The following is a 15,354-nucleotide window of genomic DNA, read 5'->3' as shown; positions in this document are numbered from 1 at the left end:
TCTTTTTCGGTGATGAAGTTTAAAAATCTTTTCCCTAAATCCGTTAAGTGCGACTCTTTCAATCCTCCGAAGGATGACTATGTATTCATTGATTCAATATTTAATAGGCCATAATTGTATAGTTCTTTCCATATCTGATTGATAAACAATCTGCTATATTTTAGATCTCTATTTTGATTGTCAAATATATTATCTAATGACCCCATCATCATATTTGATGGAGGATTAGGGTTTGAACCAAATTGTAGTAATTTAATATGTAATACTGTGAAAGTATCAATATAGTTAAAAAATATTTGCTGTAGCACTTCATCTGGCTCAGTTTCTAATGCCACATTTTCGATAGCATTTTTTAAAGACTTTAATTTTTCTTCGTGATGTGTTTTCATGGCTAAATGTGAAGCATAAAACACAGCAGATATGAAAGCTTTATTTTCTTTTAATGTCTCTATTTGAATGCCAGTGTTTTGTAATTTTTCAATTGCTTTTACAACTTTATTCATCCATTCATTTTTCCTTTTCTGGAATGGTGATTCTATAAAAGAAGAAAAGACCTCGGCTAAAGCTCCTCCTGCATACGGAACCGTACCAAGAACCACTTTTACAGAGGTATGTAAGTGATCACCTATAGTTATTTCTGGAATGTTTAGATCGTTATCATTCATCTTTTTCCCCATGATTCTCTTTACATATTCAGCTTTGCCAATTGAATATGTCCATTTTTAATGTAAATAAAAATTGACTTATGTTTCTTATACATAGCATACATGTTATGTCATCGTCACCTTATTTTCGTATCAGGCCGACTGCAATTCTTTATGTACAAGAGCAAAGTCAGTATAGTCAGTTAACGTGTGTTAATACATATTTTCAAGAGATTAGCGGAAACAAGCAAAAGAATCTAGGACACAAAAAAGATGAGTTAGAGAGCGTTTCTCTTATACGCCGTTTTTAGCTTTTTAGCCGTAGTATCGATACTTATCCGTATAAAAATCAATTAAGGAGCCAGCCTACTCTTTATTTTTCCCCATCTTCAACACCTCATAAAACGTCCCCCGCCCAAGCCCATCAGACGGCAATTCCCGCTCCTGAGCCAGCGTCTTCAGCTTACGAAGTATCCGATCCGAAGCCGGTTTATCAGACGTGCCATACCGTCCGTCAGTCTCCTCAACCAGAAGTTGAACCAGTAACCAACAGAGCCTGGCAGTATTCTCCCGCGCCTTGTCGCGCTTATGCATCCCACGCTGAGAAGGTTGTGTGGAAGCAGTGAGATCAGGCAGCGCATCATCACCAAGCGTCTTCAGCCACTTGCGGCCACGGCTGTTGCGTGACAGTTTCATCACCGCCTTCAGGCTGCGGGCCTTAATTTCTGGCGGCGTAAGTTCGTCATCAATAAGCCGCCAGGCCAGCGCGAACATTTCATCGGCATAGAACATACGTTTATTCGCCGGGGCGCTGACCATGCCTGTAGCTTTGATGGTGCGGCTGATGGCGTCGTGCAGGATATGGTAATTCTCCTGATGTTCTTCCGGCAGGGCGTTTGCCGGTTGGGAAGCATCGAGGCCGAGAAGCAGAAGGGCGAGATGCCGCGCTTCCAGCAGCGGCATATCACATTCCCGTTCAAACAGATTCTGACGAATGGGACTGGTCACATTATTCTCCTTCCACGATTTGCAGCGGTTCTTCTGCACCGAGCAGCGCCTGCCGTCTGGCGGCATCAACGTAGTTTCCCCACCACTGCATCAGCGGTCGCCTTTGTTCCAGATAGTCGCTGCGGTTGTAGGCCGCTTCGATCTCGTCTTCTTTCTGGTGCGCCAGCGCAGACTCCAGGACTTCACGGGGAAAATGACCTGCGCCCGCCGTTCTGGCGATGCTGCGCATGCCGTGGGCGACCAGTTCACCGCCAAACCCCATACGGATAAGCGCGGCGTTCGCGGTCTGCTGGTGCATATGCTCCAGTGGTTTGCGGATGCTGGGGAACACCCACGGACGATGGCGGCTGACGGGCTCCATGATCTGAAGAACGCGCAGCGCCTGTTTGCTGAGAGGCACCGTGTGCGAACGATTCATCTTCATAAAGGTATCGGGGATGCGCCATTCCGCTTTTTTCATGTCGATGTCGCACCAGCGGGCGCTGACGGCTTCGCCGGGGCGAACCCAGGTCAGTAGCTCCCATTCGATAAGGCAGCGTGTTTCCTTGCGGATAGAGGCGTTCTGTAGCGCCAGCATTAGTCTGCCCAGTTCACTGGGGTGAAGGGCGGGCATGTTCTGCTTTTTCGGTTTCTTGAAGCGGGCGACCAGGTTGTCAGCTGGATTGAACTCGATGAGCTCTTCAGAGATGGCGAAGCGGAAGATTTCATTGAGCCGTGAGATAACCCGGCGCAGCGTTTCGAGGATGCCTTGTTCTTCCAGCGGTGTGAGGTGTTCCTTAAGCATCTTCGGGCGGATCTCAGTGACGGGCGTATTACCCAGAGAAGGGAAGACGTGCATCTCCAGCGAACGCCAGACATCTTTGGCGTTCGCTAAGATCGCTGGTCCGCTTCTTCTCTTTGAGCCACTGCTCCGCAACTTTTTCCAGTGTGCATTCATTCTGGAGTCGTTGCTCCTCTGCAACCTGCTCCAGATGGGCCTGCGGGTCAATGCCCTGCACCAGTAAACGCCGGTATTGCAACCTGAAATCTCGCGCCATGGCGAGGGTGACTACCGGGTAGGGGCCAATGCTGATTTTGGTCCGTTTTTTCAGCGCCGGGGGAGTGTATTCGAAGTACCAGATCTTTCTGCTGGATGGCTTAATCAACAACGCCAGTCCGTCGCCATCGCGCAGCATATACTCGGTCTTCTGCGGCTTGGCGGCAGCGATCTCGGTATTGGTTAGGGATTTCAATACCTTAGGCATGTTTTTGCACCTTGTTTTTTTAGCGTTCTGGCAACGCGGTGCAAAACAAGATACATAATGCTCAAGATTCATACAGAGATCATGGCCACACATGCAACAAAAAAGCCTGCAACTCGTTGAAGTTACAGGCTTTTTTAAGGTTCATGATGCATCATGAATGAATGTTTGGTGGAGCTGGCGGGAGTTGAACCCGCGTCCGAAATTCCTACATCCTCGGTACTACATGCTTAGTCAGTCTTTACATTCGCCTGGCACCTGCGGACAGACACGCCACTACCAGACTAGCCTGATTAGTTTTAACGTTTCAACCCCAGGCAGGGCCTCCACGCGATCTCTTTTGGGTTTGACCTCTCTTTGATCCCCGTCTTAAGAGCGGAAGCTAGGGAGAGAGGGCTCAGAGCAGGTTATTAAGCTGCTAAAGCGTAGTTTTCGTCGTTTGCGACTATTTTTTTGCGGCTTTTTACGAGGCCAACCGCCCCTCGGCATGCACCTTGGGTTTCGCAAATCCCGTCGAATCCAGAATCAGCCCCAATGTGTACGTTGAGTATAACAGATTTATGAATGCGCTTACCAGCCCTCGTTTCGAGGATTAAGGCGTCAGGTTGGGTGAAAAATCAGCATCAACAACAATATAGCGCCAGGGTCAGCAAAACTGACCCTGATGGGATGGGGTGTTAACGACCCGCGTGCTTCATAATTCGGGCTTTATCTACTGCCCATTCGCGGTCTTTGATATCGGTACGCTTGTCGTGCTGTTTTTTACCTTTTGCTACGCCGATTTTGACTTTGCACCAGGCATTTTTCCAGTACAGAGAAAGAGCGACCACAGTGTAACCTTCGCGGTTGATACGCCCGTACAGGGTATCCAGTTCACGCTGGTTGAGCAGAAGCTTACGGGTACGCGTCGGGTCGCAGACGTAGTGAGTGGAAGCAACAGCCATTGGCGTAAAGTTGGCGCCAAACAGATAGGCTTCGCCATCTTTCAAAATGACATAGCTATCACCAATATTGGCTTTACCAGCACGGAGAGATTTTACCTCCCATCCCTGCAGAGCAAGACCAGCCTCGTATTCATCTTCAATAAAGTATTCATGACGGGCGCGTTTATTCAGCGCAATGGTGGCTGATCCAGGTTTGTGGGCTTTTTTCTTAGTCATAGTATCCTGAAGTCATCGTCTTAAAACAGTCGTACCTCAATCTTCCCGCGAGGCGTAATGGGCTATCTTAGCACGAGTTGCGGTACAGCGTTTTTTTTAGCAGCAGATAAATGATATTATTTACACCGTGTTTATATGTGGAACCTGCTATGCCTCAGATTAGCCGTACCGCCCTCGTGCCGTTCAGTGCGGAACAGATGTACCAACTGGTAAATGATGTGAAGTCCTACCCTGATTTTCTGCCGGGCTGCACCGGTAGCCGGGTTCTGGAGCTCGGTCCGACGCAAATGACCGCGGCGGTTGACGTCTCCAAAGCAGGTATCAGCAAGACCTTCACAACGCGAAATACGCTGACCAGTAACCAGAGTATTCTCATGAGTCTGGTCGATGGTCCGTTTAAGAAGCTGATTGGCGGCTGGAAGTTTATCCCCTTAAGCCCGGAAGCGTGCAAAATTGAGTTTCATCTCGATTTTGAATTCACCAATAAGCTGATTGAAATGGCGTTTGGTCGTATCTTCAAAGAGCTGGCCATGAATATGGTGCAAGCGTTTACGACGCGGGCAAAAGAGGTTTACAGTGTCGGCTAACATCATCGTTGAAGTTGCCTACGCCTTGCCGGAAAAGCAGTATCTGCAACGCGTTAAGCTGGAAGAGGGCGCGACGGTCGAGCAGGCGATCGTGGCCAGCGGTCTTCTGGCGTTACGTGATGATATCGATCTGGCGAAGAACAAAGTGGGTATTTATAGCCGCCCGGCGAAGCTTCAGGATCGGGTCCACGATGGCGATCGAGTAGAGATCTATCGGCCGCTGATTGCAGACCCTAAAGAGCTGCGTCGCCAGCGGGCTGAGAAAAGCGCGGGAAAGTAACCGTTTCGCACAAAGCTCAGAGATAAAAAAAAGCGCTCATTGAGCGCTTTTTGCATATTGATAGCCTTACTCCGCCGTCAGGGCAGGTTTGTTATCAATGTTGGTCAGCACACCGCTGCTGTTGAAGGTCAGGGTAAGCGTCTGTTGGGTAACTTTTTCATGCCCAGGCTGCTGACGGAAAACGTAGAACCAGGTATTGGTGCCAAACGGATCTGACATCATCGGGGTACCAAGAGCATAGGCAACCTGTTGTTGCGTCATGCCGACACGAATTTTTGCTACATCGGTTGGTGCCAGATAGTTTCCCTGGTTGATGTCAGGACGGTAAACCACTCGTTCCAGAGTGGAACAGCCTGCGGTCAACATAAGAAGAACCGCTGCGGCAGCAGTCAGCATTTTACAGCGCATAGTGATTTGATTCCTTTTTGGGCCCGAGCAGTACGTGGCTCATCTGTAATATGCCGATGATAATAGACCTTTGCCCGGTTGGGAACCTTCGGCTGCAGGTCTATCGGCAATTTGCTGTTCACTATGACTCTGTGAAAATCAAAAAGTTTAGGCGGCAAGCAACTCTTTCGCGTTTGCCAGGGTATTACGAGTGACTTCACTACCGCCCAGCAGGCGGGCCAGTTCCTGCAAACGAGCGCGTTTATCCAGAGGGTGCATATGCGTCTCGGTCATTTCACCGTCCGTTTCCTTGCAGACGAAGAAATGGTGATGTCCACAACCGGCAACCTGCGGTAAGTGGGTAACGCACATTACCTGGGTTGATTCGCCTAATTGACGCAGTAGTTTACCGACGACTGCCGCCGTAGGGCCGCTGATGCCGACATCCACTTCATCGAAAATCAGCGCCGGAGTTTCCATCTTACGTGCGGTGATGACCTGAATCGCCAGCGCAATACGTGACAGCTCGCCTCCGGAGGCAACTTTAGCAATCGGCTGCAGCGGCTGACCCGGGTTAGTGGTGACGCGGAATTCGATATGGTCCGCGCCTTCAGCCGTAAGGTGGCGCTCATCAAACGCGACATCAATGGCGAACACACCGTGCGGCATCGAGAGTGAGTGCATACTCTCCGTAATGAGCTGAGTCAATTCATCGGCGCTATTTTGGCGCAGGGCATGCAGCTGCTTTGCCGTATCCAGCGCCAGCTGATGATGCTCAACGACCAGTTGGCTAAGAGATTCCAGAGAACCGGCGCTATCATCCAGCATACGCTGCTCTTCCAGTAGGGATTGGTAAAGGTCAGGAAGCTCTTCGGGCGTGATTTGGTGCTTCCGCGCGAGGGCGATCTGTCGGGATATACGCTGCTCCAGCTCGAACAGGCGGTTCGGATCGAGATCGAGGCGATCGTGATAATGGCGCAGTTCGTCCGTTGCTTCGCTAAGCTGGATAGACGCCTCTTCAAGCATATCGAGTACCCCGGAGAGGTTACTGTCCATACCTGCCAGCTCGCTGACCAGCTGCTTCGCGGCGTACAGTTGACTCTGCAGGTTGGATTCTTCGCCGTCTGCCAGTACCGTCAGCGCATGCTGGCAGGTCGTCAGCAGCTGACCGCTGTTAGCCAGACGTTTGTATTCTTCATCAATTTGTTCGAATTCGCCCGACTGCGGGTTGAACTCGTTTAGCTCTTTTAATTGATATTGCAGCAGGTCCGCACGGGCTGCGCGCTCCTGACTTTGCTGCTGATGCTGCGCCAGATCGCGACAGCTTTTATGCCACTGACGATAGCGCTCTGCCATTAGCTGAGTAAGCGCATACTCACCAGTATAGCCATCAAGCAGCGTCTTCTGGTGTTCGGGTTTAGTCAGCAACTGGTGGGCGTGCTGGCCGTGGATCTGGATAAGCAGTTGACCCAGATCGCGAAGCTGGGATAAAGGGACTGCCGTGCCGTTAATAAAACCGCGAGAGCGGCCGTCAGCGCTGATGACGCGGCGAAGTAAACACTCACGCCCGCTTTCCAACTGGTTCTGTTCCAGCCAGCGCTGAGCGGCAGGTGTGTCTTTCAGGGAGAAGCGGGCGCATAAATCAGCCCGGTTGGCGCCTCTGCGCACCATATCGGCTTCCGCCCGACCACCGAGGCACAGCCCCAGCGCGTCGATAGCGATCGATTTACCGGCGCCGGTCTCGCCGGTAATGGCGGTCATACCGCTGTGAAAATCGATTTCAAGCTCACGAACAATAGCAAAATTACTAATAGTGAGTTGTGCCAACATAGCTGCCTTCCTGTATGAAAAACCATTACTGTGTTTTCGTACAGTATAATCTGGTTTTTTATCCAGTAAAGGGGCTGGCTATAAAATCAGAACAATTTTTTCGACCAGCCAAGCTTGGTGCTTAATGTGTTGAAATAGCTGTAATCTTTTGGGTGGATGAGATTGAGGTGATAATCACAGCGGCGAATCAGCACATCTTCACCATCCTGAATTGGAAGCGCTATCTGGCTATCGCAGCTAATTTCAAGGTCGCTACAGCGTTGAGAAAAGCGCAGGCGAATGGTGCTGTCGCCATTGATCACCAGCGGGCGTGCCGAGAGCGTATGCGGGAACATGGGGACCAGGGTGATCGCATCCAGTGAAGGCGTGAGGATCGGCCCTCCAGCAGAGAGTGAATAAGCCGTGGAGCCGGTGGGCGTGGAGATAATCAGGCCATCGGAGCGCTGAGAGAAAGCAAATACCTCATCAATGTAAACTTCAAACTCAATCATATGCGCCACTTTGCCGGGGTGCAGGACAACTTCATTAATTGCCGTGCTGATGCGCTTCTGACAATCCTGCTGACACACCTGAGCTTCCAGCAGAAAGCGTTTTTCGGCGATATAGTGGCCTTCAAGCACATCGGCAAGCTGCTGTAGCGCGTTATCCGGGTCGAGATCGGTCAGAAAACCGAGGTTGCCGCGGTTAATCCCAATAACGTTAATGTCGTAGCGCGCCAGCGTACGGGCTGCGCCGAGCATATTGCCATCGCCGCCAACCACGACGGCCAGATCTGCCTGTTGGCCAATTTCGGCCAACGTCCCGGTCTTGACATTGCTGAGCTGAAGTTCATGCGCTATTTGCTGCTCAACCAGCACTTCATAACCTTTGCCGGACAGCCAGCGCCAGAGCATTTCATGTGTGGTCAGCGCGGTTGGGTGACGAGGGTGTCCCACAATGCCTATACACTTGAAGTGGTTCTTCATGATCTGGATGTCCTTGCGTTAAATGAATAGTGACAATCTGGCCGCGTTCCCTTGAAACCAGGAAACTGATCCCCATAATAAGCGAAGTTAGCGAGATGAATGCGAAAAAAACGCGGAGAAATTCATGAGTAGTAAAGAACAGAAAACGCCTGAGGGGCAAGCCCCGGAAGAAATTATCACGGAGCAGCACGACGACGTTGAGGCGGTAGAGCCTGAGGTTTCGGCTGAGCAGGTGGATCCGCGCGATGAAAAAATTGCGAATCTGGAAGCTCAGCTTGCTGAAGCGCAGAAGCGCGAACGTGAAGTATTGCTACGTGCGAAAGCCGATGAAGATAACCTGCGCCGCCGTACCGAGCTGGATATCGAAAAAGCGCATAAGTTTGCGCTGGAAAAATTCGTCAACGAGCTGCTGCCGGTCATCGACAGCCTGGATCGCGCGCTGGAAGTCGCTGATAAAGCTAACCCGGATATGGCGCCGATGGTTGAAGGCATCGAACTGACGCTGAAGTCCATGCTCGACGTGGTACGTAAGTTCGGCGTGGAAGTGATTGGCGATACGAACGTGCCGCTGGATCCGAACGTCCATCAGGCCATTGCGATGGTTGAGTCCGAAGACGTCGCGCCAGGCAACGTGCTGGGCGTTATGCAAAAGGGTTATACCCTGAACGGTCGTACTATTCGCGCGGCGATGGTCACCGTCGCGAAAGCGAAGTAAATAAGCGAAACGGCTACCGTGAGGTGGCCGTTTTTCTATTTCCTTCTGCCAGCCCGCAGGGGGGCTATGACTCAGCCACGCTCTCGCGAATGGGTTTAACCGGCATCACCTTCACCCGTTTGATCATATTCTCCTGAACATCAAGAATATCGATATCATACTGTTCGATGCGTACGCGGGTACCCGGAGCGGGGATCTCTTCGAGTGCTTCCAGGATGATACCGTTAATGGTTCGCGCTTCATCTTCCGGGAGATGCCAGTTAAATGCCTTGTTGATTTCCCGTACGTTGGCGGTTCCATCGATAATCACTGAGCCATCATTAAGCGGCGTCACCTCTTCAGCAAGCGTAGGCGACATTGAAGTCGTAAAATCGCCGACGATCTCTTCGAGGATATCCTCAACCGTGACCAGCCCCTGAATGTCGCCATATTCATCAACGACCAGACCCACTTTCTTTTTATTACGCTGGAATTTCACCAGCTGCGTACTGAGCGGCGTTCCTTCCGGCACGAAGTAAATTTCATCGGCGGCGCGCAGCATGACTTCTTTTGTGAACTCTTTTTTCTCGGTCATCAGGCGATAAGCTTCGCGTACCCGCAGCATGCTGATGGCATCGTCCAGCGTGTCGCGGTACAGCACGATGCGCCCGTGTGGAGAGTGGGTCAGCTGGCGGACGATGGATTTCCAGTCGTCGTTAATATTGATACCGACAATATCGTTGCGCGGAACCATGATGTCGTCAACGCTGACTTTCTCGAGGTCCAGGACGGAGAGCAGCATGTCCTGATTGCGCCGGGAGATTTGCGAACGTGATTCATTAACGATAGTGCGCAGCTCATCTTTGCTTAATGCCCCGCTAATCACGATGTCGGTTTTAATGCCCATCATGCGCATCAGAATGCGGGTAATCGTGTTGAGCAACCACACCAGCGGCATCATCAGTATTTGCAGCGGCGCGAGCAGGAGGCTGCTGGGATAGGCCACCTTTTCTGGATAGAGCGCCGCGATGGTTTTTGGCAGCACTTCGGCAAACACCAGCACCACAAACGTCAGGACGCCGGTGGCAATGGCGACGCCGGCATCGCCGTACAGGCGCATACCTACAATGGTACCCAACGCCGAGGCAAGAATGTTGACGAGGTTATTACCAATGAGAACCAGGCTAATGAGACGGTCAGGCTTGCGCAGGAGCTTTTCGACGCGTTTTGCCTGACGATTGCCCTGCTTGGCCAAATGACGCAGGCGATAGCGGTTTAGCGTCATCATGCCGGTTTCTGAACCGGAGAAATAGGCGGAGATAACCACCATGACGATCAGCGTCACGATCAGCGTGGTGGTGGAGATATGTTCCACTTGGGATTCCTTAAAGACTTAGCTCATTAACTGTTGCAATACGCGGCTACCAAAGTAGGCCAGCGTCAACAGTCCTGCGCCAGTCACGTTAAACCAGACGACCCGGCGTCCGCGCCACCCTTCATGATAGTGGCCCCAAAGCAGGACGATATAAACAAACCACGCAATAATAGACAGTACTGCTTTATCAATGTTTTCCGCGCTAAATAGGTTGTGCATATAAAACAACCCGGTGCACAGCGTCAGGGTTAACAGCACCACGCCTATCTGGGTGATATGGAACATTTTACGTTCAATGCTCATCAGCGGCGGCATTTCGCTACTGAAGGTCAACTTTTTATTCTTCAGCTGATAGTCAATCCACGCCAGCTGCAGAGCGTAAAGCGCAGCGATAATCAGCGTAGCATAAGAAAAGAGCGACAGGCCGATATGGACCAACATCCCCGGCGTGGTTTCCAGATGCGTGATGTACTCGTTCGGCATAAAGGTCGCGAACGCGAGGTTGATTAAGGCGAAGGTGTAGACAATGGGCAGCAATAGCCAGCCGCGATTACGCGATGCGACGATGGTCATCACCGTACAGATCATCAGGCTGACCAGCGATCCCACGTTTAATAGACTGAGGTTTTGCCCGCTTTCGCCGCCGGGAAAAATGCGTGACTCCAGCGCGAAGGCGTGACAAATCAACGCAATAGTTGCGGAAAGAATCGCCATCCGCCGCCAACTGCTGTTTTTTTGCAGCAGACCAGGGACGATCAGCGCGAGGCTGATGGAGTACGCGACAAGAGCGAGTAGAGCAAAAACAGGCATATGGGCGTCGACTGTTGACTAAATAGTAAAGAGAAGCAGTATAGCGTCACGCGACTCTGGCTCCAACCGTTGCAGCACATTCGCGTTTATGTCGTGTTATACTGCGCCCATTCCGTTTTTGTGTCGCTGCGGCGACCGACCGTTTCCACCTCAGGCGAGAGACAATGTTTGATAATTTAACCGATCGTTTGTCGCGTACGCTGCGCAACATTAGCGGCCGCGGACGCCTTACTGAAGACAACATTAAAGATACCCTGCGCGAAGTGCGTATGGCGCTGCTGGAGGCGGACGTTGCTCTGCCTGTGGTACGTGACTTCATCAACCGCGTAAAAGAAAGCGCGGTAGGTCATGAAGTCAACAAAAGCCTGACCCCGGGCCAGGAGTTCGTCAAAATTGTGCGCAACGAACTGGTTGCCGCGATGGGCGAGGAGAACCAGGCGCTGGATTTAGCCGCGCAGCCGCCAGCCGTGGTGCTGATGGCCGGTTTGCAGGGGGCGGGTAAAACCACCAGCGTCGCTAAGCTGGGTAAGTTCCTGCGTGAAAAGCACAAGAAGAAAGTCCTGGTGGTTTCCGCTGACGTCTATCGCCCTGCGGCGATCAAGCAGCTGGAAACGCTGGCCGAGCAGGTTAGCGTTGATTTCTTCCCGTCTGACGTAGGTCAGAAGCCGGTTGATATCGTGAATGCCGCGCTGAAGGAAGCGAAGCTCAAATTCTACGACGTGCTGCTGGTGGATACTGCCGGTCGTCTGCACGTTGATGAAGCGATGATGGATGAGATTAAGCAGGTCCATGCGTCTCTCAATCCAGTAGAAACCCTCTTTGTTGTCGATGCGATGACCGGCCAGGATGCGGCGAACACGGCGAAAGCGTTTAACGAGGCTCTGCCGTTGACCGGGGTGGTGCTGACCAAAGTGGACGGCGACGCCCGCGGCGGTGCGGCGCTGTCGATTCGTCATATCACCGGTAAGCCGATTAAATTCCTTGGCGTTGGCGAGAAAACCGAAGCGCTGGAGCCGTTCCATCCGGACCGTATCGCCTCCCGTATTCTCGGCATGGGCGACGTTCTGTCGCTGATCGAAGATATCGAAAGTAAGGTTGACCGCGCGCAGGCTGAAAAGCTGGCTTCCAAACTGAAAAAAGGCGACGGTTTTGATCTCACCGATTTCCTTGAACAGCTGCGGCAGATGAAAAACATGGGCGGTATGGCCAGCCTGATGGGCAAGCTGCCGGGCATGGGACAGATACCGGACAACGTTAAATCGCAGATGGACGATAAAGTGCTGGTGCGTATGGAAGCCATCATCAACTCGATGACGCTGAAAGAGCGCGCCAAACCGGAAATTATTAAAGGTTCGCGTAAGCGCCGCATCGCCGCAGGCTGCGGAATGCAGGTGCAGGATGTGAACCGTCTGCTCAAACAGTTTGATGATATGCAGCGCATGATGAAGAAGATGAAGTCGAAAGGCGGCATGATGAAGATGATGCGCGGAATGAAAGGTATGATGCCGCCTGGGTTCCCCGGCGGGCGATAATATCGTCGCTATTTTGCTGTCGGGGCGCGCTTCTTTTTTTACCCATTGTTGGCGCGCTCTGGCTCAGTTACCCCATTTAGGGGGCCTTCCACGGCAGAGTTTATAACTGCTGATTGCAATTTCCCCAGAAATCAGTAAAATTTTCGGGCTTTTAATATGACACCGGGCTCCGTTCCTCGATGGGGCCCGGTGTTTTATTCACACAAGAGGATGTTATGGTTACTATTCGTTTAGCACGTCACGGCGCGAAAAAGCGTCCGTTCTACCAGGTTGTTGTTACCGACAGCCGTAATGCACGCAACGGTCGCTTCATCGAGCGCGTTGGTTTCTTCAACCCGATCGCTTCTGCGACCGAAGAAGGAACTCGTCTGGATCTGGATCGTATCGCTCACTGGGTTGGCCTGGGCGCTACTGTTTCCGATCGCGTAGCTGCGCTGATCAAAGCCGCTAACAAAGCAGCTTAATCTGTCACGGTGGTCATGATGAGCAAGCAACACACCGCACAAGCACCTGTTGAACCGATTGTATTGGGCAAGATGGGTTCTTCCTACGGTATCCGTGGTTGGCTCAGAGTGTTTTCCTCCACCGAAGACGCCGAAAGCATTTTTGACTATCAGCCCTGGTTTATCCAGAAGGCGGGTCAGTGGCAGGTTGTTGAGCTGGAAAGCTGGCGCCACCACAATCAGGATATCGTCATTAAGCTGAAAGGCATTGACGATCGCGATGCAGCGAATCTTTTGACTAATTGCGAAATTGTCGTGGATTCATCGCAGCTGCCTGCGCTTGAAGAGGGTGACTATTACTGGAAAGACCTGATGGGCTGCCAGGTAGTGACCACTGAAGGCTATGGTCTCGGTAAAGTCATCGACATGATGGAAACTGGATCTAATGACGTTCTCGTCATCAAGGCAAACCTGAAAGATGCATTTGGTATCAAGGAGCGGTTGGTTCCGTTCCTCGATGGGCAGGTTATCAAGAAAGTCGATCTCGCTACTCGTACTATCGAAGTAGATTGGGATCCTGGTTTTTAAATTCTCCGGATAAACGGTAAAAAACGGCACTATGGGGATTGGCTTGTGTTTATAGGTATCGTTAGCCTGTTTCCTGAAATGTTCCGCGCAATTACCGATTACGGGGTAACTGGCCGGGCAGTAAAAAATGGCCTGCTGAGCATCCAGAGCTGGAGTCCTCGTGATTTCGCTCATGACCGGCACCGTACCGTGGACGATCGTCCTTACGGCGGCGGACCGGGGATGTTAATGATGGTACAACCTTTACGGGATGCCATTCATGCAGCAAAAGCCGCGGCAGGTGAAGGCGCAAAGGTGATTTATCTTTCACCTCAGGGACGCAAGCTTGATCAAGCGGGCGTCAGCGAACTGGCAACCAATCAGAAGCTGATTTTGGTGTGCGGTCGTTACGAAGGCGTAGATGAGCGCGTAATTCAGACCGAGATTGATGAAGAATGGTCAATCGGCGATTATGTTCTCAGCGGTGGCGAGCTACCGGCAATGACGCTGATTGATTCCGTTTCCCGGTTTATTCCGGGGGTTCTGGGTCATGAAGCTTCAGCAATCGAGGACTCTTTTGCTGAAGGATTGCTGGATTGCCCTCACTATACGCGCCCTGAAGTGTTAGAAGGTATGGAAGTACCGCCAGTATTGCTGTCGGGAAACCACGCTGAGATACGTCGCTGGCGTCTGAAGCAGTCGCTGGGCCGGACCTGGCTTAGAAGACCTGAACTTTTGGAAAACCTGGCTCTGACTGAAGAGCAAGCAAGGTTGCTGGCGGAGTTCAAAAAGGAACTCGCGCAACAGCAGCATAAACATGATGGGATAGCGTAAGCCCCCAATATCAGTTTACCCAGGATAAGAGATTAAATTATGAGCAACATTATTAAGCAACTTGAACAAGAACAGATGAAGCAGGACGTACCTTCCTTCCGTCCGGGTGATACCGTGGAAGTGAAAGTATGGGTTGTTGAAGGTTCCAAAAAACGTCTGCAGGCATTCGAGGGCGTGGTTATCGCTATTCGTAACCGCGGTCTGCACTCTGCATTCACTGTTCGTAAAATTTCCAACGGCGAAGGCGTTGAGCGTGTCTTCCAGACTCACTCTCCGGTAGTTGACAGCATTTCTGTCAAACGTCGTGGTGCTGTACGTAAAGCTAAACTGTACTACCTGCGTGAGCGTACCGGTAAGTCTGCTCGTATCAAAGAGCGTCTTAACTAAGATTCGCTTTCGCGACATCCTGAATGAGAGGGCTGGCCTGATGGGCTGGCCCTTTTTTATCTTTATTTTAACCATTTTATTGTGAATCATTTACAATACGGCCCTCATTTGGAGGGGCGGTGGTCAGCAATATTCTTCATCAATCAGCATCTCAACGGCGAGCCGCATGGCTGGCGCTGTTTGCGATCGCGCTGATCGTGGTGGCGCCGTTGATCTCAGTCGCTTTGCAAAAAGATCCGATGAGCGGAATGCACCACGCAATGATGACGATGGCGGAAGATGCGCCATCACATCAGATGACGATGATGCACACCGACGCTTCGACGCCGCAACGCTCGCACGGCGTGCCGCTCGATCATGCTGAAGCCTGCGGCTACTGCGTGCTCTTAGCTCACGTGCCAGGCTTTATCTTCGCGCTGGTGTTGTTGCTTGCTATGGTGCTTCGACGCCAGCGAGTGCCTGTTAGCCGACCGGTGAACAAACACTGGCATTACTTTCCCTGGCTTTATCCCCTTACCCGAGCGCCGCCTCTTCCGTCTGCTTTCCCCCTTAGATAAAAAAACAACCTGCGCACTGCGCAACGTTCTCTTTTGCTTTTAAAAAGGAAAAG

The 15,354-nt window shown here is 51.5% G+C and carries 17 protein-coding genes, 1 other RNA gene and 1 pseudogene; 9 read left to right on the top strand and 10 right to left on the bottom strand.

Features of this window, described 5'->3' with window-relative positions; translation table 11 throughout:
• Window positions 1-77: 77 nt before the first annotated feature.
• The 5 genes and pseudogenes from IYV58_RS20840 to smpB form a co-directional block, all read right to left on the bottom strand.
• Complete coding sequence (locus IYV58_RS20840) at window positions 78-665, bottom strand: hypothetical protein (protein ID WP_195729229.1); 588 nt, start codon at window positions 663-665, stop codon at window positions 78-80.
• Between the two features lie 345 nt (window positions 666-1,010).
• The gene (locus IYV58_RS20835; protein ID WP_195729228.1) at window positions 1,011-1,652 is read right to left on the bottom strand and encodes a hypothetical protein; all 642 of its coding nucleotides are present in this window, start codon (window positions 1,650-1,652) and stop codon (window positions 1,011-1,013) included.
• Window position 1,653: 1 nt separating this feature from the next.
• Window positions 1,654-2,896 (bottom strand): annotated as a pseudogene (locus tag IYV58_RS20830) (integrase domain-containing protein).
• 166 nt (window positions 2,897-3,062) lie between these two features.
• Window positions 3,063-3,426: a transfer-messenger RNA gene (gene ssrA, locus IYV58_RS20825) on the bottom strand.
• 144 nt (window positions 3,427-3,570) lie between these two features.
• On the bottom strand, window positions 3,571-4,053 hold the full coding sequence (gene smpB, locus IYV58_RS20820) for an SsrA-binding protein SmpB (protein WP_004104655.1): 483 nt from the start codon (window positions 4,051-4,053) through the stop codon (window positions 3,571-3,573).
• Window positions 4,054-4,202: 149 nt separating this feature from the next.
• Between smpB and IYV58_RS20815 the strand changes: the two genes are divergently transcribed.
• Entirely contained in the window at window positions 4,203-4,640 is a 438-nt protein-coding gene (locus tag IYV58_RS20815; protein WP_004123817.1) for a type II toxin-antitoxin system RatA family toxin, read from the top strand.
• Entirely contained in the window at window positions 4,630-4,920 is a 291-nt protein-coding gene (locus IYV58_RS20810; RefSeq protein WP_004123815.1) for an RnfH family protein, read from the top strand. Before IYV58_RS20815 ends, IYV58_RS20810 begins: the two co-directional genes overlap by 11 nt.
• 66 nt (window positions 4,921-4,986) lie before the next feature.
• Here IYV58_RS20810 and bamE read toward each other — a convergent pair whose 3' ends face one another.
• The 3 genes from bamE to nadK form a co-directional block, all read right to left on the bottom strand.
• Entirely contained in the window at window positions 4,987-5,328 is a 342-nt protein-coding gene (gene bamE, locus IYV58_RS20805) for an outer membrane protein assembly factor BamE (protein ID WP_004123807.1), read from the bottom strand.
• Between the two features lie 147 nt (window positions 5,329-5,475).
• Window positions 5,476-7,137 carry a DNA repair protein RecN gene (gene recN, locus IYV58_RS20800; protein WP_049114045.1) on the bottom strand — a complete coding sequence of 554 codons (1,662 nt, stop codon included), beginning with the start codon at window positions 7,135-7,137 and terminating at the stop codon, window positions 5,476-5,478.
• Between the two features lie 86 nt (window positions 7,138-7,223).
• On the bottom strand, window positions 7,224-8,102 hold the full coding sequence (gene nadK, locus IYV58_RS20795) for an NAD(+) kinase (protein ID WP_004123797.1): 879 nt from the start codon (window positions 8,100-8,102) through the stop codon (window positions 7,224-7,226).
• A 124-nt stretch (window positions 8,103-8,226) separates the two neighbouring features.
• On the opposite strand from nadK, the gene grpE reads away from it, so the two are divergent.
• Window positions 8,227-8,817 carry a nucleotide exchange factor GrpE gene (gene grpE / locus IYV58_RS20790; RefSeq protein WP_004123793.1) on the top strand — a complete coding sequence of 197 codons (591 nt, stop codon included), beginning with the start codon at window positions 8,227-8,229 and terminating at the stop codon, window positions 8,815-8,817.
• Between the two features lie 64 nt (window positions 8,818-8,881).
• Here grpE and IYV58_RS20785 read toward each other — a convergent pair whose 3' ends face one another.
• Window positions 8,882-10,171 (bottom strand): HlyC/CorC family transporter, encoded by a 1,290-nt coding sequence (locus IYV58_RS20785; RefSeq protein ID WP_004123790.1) that lies wholly within the window; start codon window positions 10,169-10,171, stop codon window positions 8,882-8,884.
• Window positions 10,172-10,189: 18 nt separating this feature from the next.
• Window positions 10,190-10,981: a cytochrome C assembly family protein gene (locus tag IYV58_RS20780; protein ID WP_087829087.1), complete on the bottom strand. Its 792-nt coding sequence runs from the start codon at window positions 10,979-10,981 to the stop codon at window positions 10,190-10,192.
• A gap of 164 nt (window positions 10,982-11,145) precedes the next feature.
• Between IYV58_RS20780 and ffh the strand changes: the two genes are divergently transcribed.
• The 6 genes from ffh to IYV58_RS20750 all read left to right on the top strand — a co-directional run bounded on the left by ffh (window position 11,146) and on the right by IYV58_RS20750 (window position 15,301).
• Window positions 11,146-12,513 (top strand): signal recognition particle protein, encoded by a 1,368-nt coding sequence (gene ffh / locus IYV58_RS20775; protein ID WP_004123779.1) that lies wholly within the window; start codon window positions 11,146-11,148, stop codon window positions 12,511-12,513.
• 215 nt (window positions 12,514-12,728) lie between these two features.
• The gene (gene rpsP, locus IYV58_RS20770) at window positions 12,729-12,977 is read left to right on the top strand and encodes a 30S ribosomal protein S16 (protein ID WP_004123777.1); all 249 of its coding nucleotides are present in this window, start codon (window positions 12,729-12,731) and stop codon (window positions 12,975-12,977) included.
• Window positions 12,978-12,995: 18 nt separating this feature from the next.
• Window positions 12,996-13,544, top strand: a complete 549-nt coding sequence (gene rimM, locus IYV58_RS20765; protein ID WP_004123774.1) for a ribosome maturation factor RimM — start codon at window positions 12,996-12,998, stop codon at window positions 13,542-13,544.
• Between the two features lie 45 nt (window positions 13,545-13,589).
• Window positions 13,590-14,357 carry a tRNA (guanosine(37)-N1)-methyltransferase TrmD gene (trmD, locus tag IYV58_RS20760; protein ID WP_123828923.1) on the top strand — a complete coding sequence of 256 codons (768 nt, stop codon included), beginning with the start codon at window positions 13,590-13,592 and terminating at the stop codon, window positions 14,355-14,357.
• A 39-nt stretch (window positions 14,358-14,396) separates the two neighbouring features.
• Window positions 14,397-14,744, top strand: coding sequence for a 50S ribosomal protein L19 (rplS, locus tag IYV58_RS20755; RefSeq protein WP_004104634.1), 348 nt, complete (start codon window positions 14,397-14,399; stop codon window positions 14,742-14,744).
• 119 nt (window positions 14,745-14,863) lie between these two features.
• Window positions 14,864-15,301 (top strand): DUF2946 domain-containing protein, encoded by a 438-nt coding sequence (locus IYV58_RS20750; RefSeq protein WP_139529795.1) that lies wholly within the window; start codon window positions 14,864-14,866, stop codon window positions 15,299-15,301.
• Window positions 15,302-15,354: the final 53 nt, after the last annotated feature.

The sequence above is a fragment of the Klebsiella sp. BDA134-6 genome, assembly GCF_015601345.1.
GTDB lineage: Bacteria > Pseudomonadota > Gammaproteobacteria > Enterobacterales > Enterobacteriaceae > Klebsiella > Klebsiella grimontii.
This window is presented reverse-complemented; position numbering and strand designations above follow the sequence as displayed.

What these genes read in the sequence shown, in the direction of transcription:
- recN (WP_049114045.1), bottom strand. Translation starts at nt 7,137, where the DNA reads ATGTTGGCACAACTCACTATTAGTAATTTTGCTATTGTTCGTGAGCTT.
- IYV58_RS20840 (WP_195729229.1), bottom strand. Translation starts at nt 665, where the DNA reads ATGAATGATAACGATCTAAACATTCCAGAAATAACTATAGGTGATCAC.
- rpsP (WP_004123777.1), top strand. Translation starts at nt 12,729, where the DNA reads ATGGTTACTATTCGTTTAGCACGTCACGGCGCGAAAAAGCGTCCGTTC.
- rplS (WP_004104634.1), top strand. Translation starts at nt 14,397, where the DNA reads ATGAGCAACATTATTAAGCAACTTGAACAAGAACAGATGAAGCAGGAC.
- grpE (WP_004123793.1), top strand. Translation starts at nt 8,227, where the DNA reads ATGAGTAGTAAAGAACAGAAAACGCCTGAGGGGCAAGCCCCGGAAGAA.
- rimM (WP_004123774.1), top strand. Translation starts at nt 12,996, where the DNA reads ATGAGCAAGCAACACACCGCACAAGCACCTGTTGAACCGATTGTATTG.
- smpB (WP_004104655.1), bottom strand. Translation starts at nt 4,053, where the DNA reads ATGACTAAGAAAAAAGCCCACAAACCTGGATCAGCCACCATTGCGCTG.
- IYV58_RS20780 (WP_087829087.1), bottom strand. Translation starts at nt 10,981, where the DNA reads ATGCCTGTTTTTGCTCTACTCGCTCTTGTCGCGTACTCCATCAGCCTC.
- IYV58_RS20815 (WP_004123817.1), top strand. Translation starts at nt 4,203, where the DNA reads ATGCCTCAGATTAGCCGTACCGCCCTCGTGCCGTTCAGTGCGGAACAG.
- ffh (WP_004123779.1), top strand. Translation starts at nt 11,146, where the DNA reads ATGTTTGATAATTTAACCGATCGTTTGTCGCGTACGCTGCGCAACATT.
- nadK (WP_004123797.1), bottom strand. Translation starts at nt 8,102, where the DNA reads ATGAAGAACCACTTCAAGTGTATAGGCATTGTGGGACACCCTCGTCAC.
- bamE (WP_004123807.1), bottom strand. Translation starts at nt 5,328, where the DNA reads ATGCGCTGTAAAATGCTGACTGCTGCCGCAGCGGTTCTTCTTATGTTG.